Annotated in this window: 3 protein-coding genes; all 3 read left to right on the top strand. The window is 72.7% G+C overall.

All coding sequences use genetic code 11. The annotated features are described in order from the left end of the window. A partial coding sequence (locus DZG00_RS14240) for a substrate-binding domain-containing protein (RefSeq protein WP_158587809.1) occupies positions 1-500 on the top strand: 500 nt, incomplete at its 5' end. A 92-nt stretch (positions 501-592) separates the two neighbouring features. Further along, positions 593-2,287, top strand: a complete 1,695-nt coding sequence (locus tag DZG00_RS14245) for a ribonuclease J (RefSeq protein WP_119383011.1) — start codon at positions 593-595, stop codon at positions 2,285-2,287. A 60-nt stretch (positions 2,288-2,347) separates the two neighbouring features. Next, positions 2,348-2,779, top strand: a 432-nt coding sequence (locus tag DZG00_RS14250; protein WP_147360021.1) for a hypothetical protein, incomplete at its 3' end; no start/stop codon positions are given.

Raw genomic sequence — 2,779 nt, forward strand, 5'->3', positions numbered from 1 at the left:
CGCGCGCCGCCACCGAGCTCCTCCTCGCGGCCGGCCACACGCGCATCGGCCACGTCGCCGGGCCCGCGTGCTCCGGGACCGCCCGGCGCCGCGCCGCCGGATGGCGCGACGCCATGCGGGCCGCCGGCCTTCCCGTCTTCGCGATCGCGGAGGGCAGCTGGTCCGAGCGCACCGGCTACGAGGCCGCCCGGAGGCTGATCTCGCGGTGCGCCGTCACGGCCGTCCTCGCCGCCAGCGACGCGACCGCGATGGGCGCCCTGCACGCCGCCCGCGACGCCGGAGAACCGGCACCTGACCGCATCAGCGTCGTGGGCATGGGAGACTCGCCCATGTCCGCGCACTGCGCGCCGCCGCTCACCACCGTGAGACTGGACCTCGCCGCCATCGGCCGATCCCTGTTCGACCGGGCGCGAGACGGCACCAGCGCGACGCGCGTCGCGTGCGCCCTCGTCGTCCGCGACTCGGTGCGGCACCACCCGTCCTCGCGGACGGGCCCCTGAACATCACCGGAGGCACCGTCTCCACGCACGAACCGCGCGAGCACGACCTGCGCACCTCGGCATCACCCGCACGACCTGACCAGAAAGGCACCATGCCTCCCACCTCCCACGCCCACGCCCTCGACATCGCCAAGCCCGGGCGCCTGCCCCGCGGCGGCCTGCGCGTCACGCCCCTCGGCGGCCTCGGCGACGTCGGCCGCAACATGACGCTGTTCGAGTACGAGGGCGAGCTGCTCATCGTCGACTGCGGCGTCCTCTTCCCCGAGGAGAGCCAGCCCGGCATCAACGTGATCCTCCCCGACTTCAGCACCCTCCGCGGGCGCCTCGACAAGATCACCGGCATCGTGCTCACGCACGGCCACGAGGACCACATCGGCGGCGTCCCGTACCTCCTGCAGGAGCGGCCCGACATCCCCGTCATCGGATCCCGCCTCACGCTCGCGTTCATCAGCGCGAAGCTCGAGGAGCACAAGATCAAGCCCGTCACCCGCCAGGTGAAGGAGGGCGACCGCATCACCATGGGCAAGTTCGACCTCGAGTTCGTCGCCGTGAACCACTCCATCCCGGACGGCCTCGCCGTCGCGATCCGCACGGGCGCCGGCATGGTCCTGCACACGGGCGACTTCAAGATGGACCAGTTCCCGATGGACCGCCGCCTCACCGACCTCGGCGCGTTCGCCCGCCTCGGCGAGGAGGGCGTGGACCTCTTCCTCACCGACTCCACGAACGCGGAGGTCCCCGGCTTCACCACCGCCGAGAAGGACCTCACGCCCGCCATCGAGAAGGTGTTCCGCACGGCGCCCAAGCGCATCGTCGTGTCCAGCTTCGCGAGCCACGTGCACCGGATCCAGCAGGTGCTCGACTCCGCCGAGCAGTACGGCCGCAAGGTCTCGTTCGTGGGCCGCTCGATGGTCCGCAACATGAAGATCGCCTCCGACCTCGGCTACCTGCGCATCCCCAAGGGCCTCGTCATCGACCTCAAGGCGCTGAACAAGCTGCCGGACGACAAGGTCACGCTCATCTGCACGGGTTCGCAGGGCGAGCCGATGGCGGCGCTCAGCCGCATGGCGCGCCGCGAGCACATCATCGAGGTGGGCGAGGGCGACACGATCCTCCTGGCCAGCTCGCTCATCCCCGGCAACGAGAACGCCATCTACGGCGTCATCAACGGCCTGATCCGCTGGGGCGCCGACGTCGTGCACAAGGGCAACGCGAAGGTGCACGTCTCCGGCCACGCCAGCGCCGGCGAGCTCGTCTACTGCTACAACCTCGTGAAGCCCCGCAACGTGCTGCCCGTGCACGGCGAGTGGCGCCACCTCGTCGCCAACGCCGCCCTGGCCGAGAGCACGGGCGTGAAGAACGCGCTCGTCATCGAGGACGGCGTCAGCGTCGACCTCGTGAACGGCCGCGCGACGATCTCCGGCCGCGTGCCCGCGCCCTACGTCTTCGTCGACGGCATGACCATCGGCGTCGCGACCGAGGAGGCGCTCGAGGAGCGCCGCACGCTCGCGGCCGAGGGCCAGATCACCGTGCTCGGCATCTTCGACGAGAAGGAGCAGAAGCTCATCCACCCGGCCGAGCTCATCACGCGCGGCTTCGTGGAGCACGACGGCTGGATCCCCGAGGCCGAGGCCGCCATCAGCACCGCCCTCACGAACGCGGCCGCCAAGCGCCACCTCGACGGCGTCGCCGCCGAGCGCGCCATGAGCGACGGCCTGCAGCGCTGGCTGCAGCGCCGCCACCGCCGCACGCCCGTGGTCACGGTCATCGTCGTGGACGCCGACTAGCGGGACCCGAGGATGCCCCGGCGCCGCATCGGCAGCGCGCCGCATCGGTAGCGTCGGGGCATGGACCACGAGCGGCGCGCGGGGCTGACGGCCGCCGTCGCCGACCTCGTCGGGCGGCCCGTCTCGGCGCTCGAGGGCGTCGTGCGCGAGCCGCTCGAGTACGACGCGTTCCTCGCGCACCGGTCGGTGACGCGGATCCGCGGGTCGGCGCGCCTGGACGACGGCAGCGCCCTGCCGTGGACGCTCGTCGAGAAGCGCACGGAGGGTCCCGCGCTGGCCGTGCCGTACCTCGTCGACAACGGCGCGCGGGAGCTGGCCGCCTACCGGTCGGGACTGCTCGATGCGCTGCCCGAGGGGATCCGCGCGCCGCGTGCGCACGGCACCCTCGTGGACGCGACCGGCGGCGTCACGCTCTGGATCGAGGAGGTGCGGCACCCGGGGCCGCGGCCGCTCGACCGCGCCGCCCTGCTCGCCGCAGCGGAGGCCCTCGGC

It is taken from the genome of Clavibacter lycopersici, assembly GCF_003576405.1.
GTDB lineage: Bacteria > Actinomycetota > Actinomycetes > Actinomycetales > Microbacteriaceae > Clavibacter > Clavibacter lycopersici.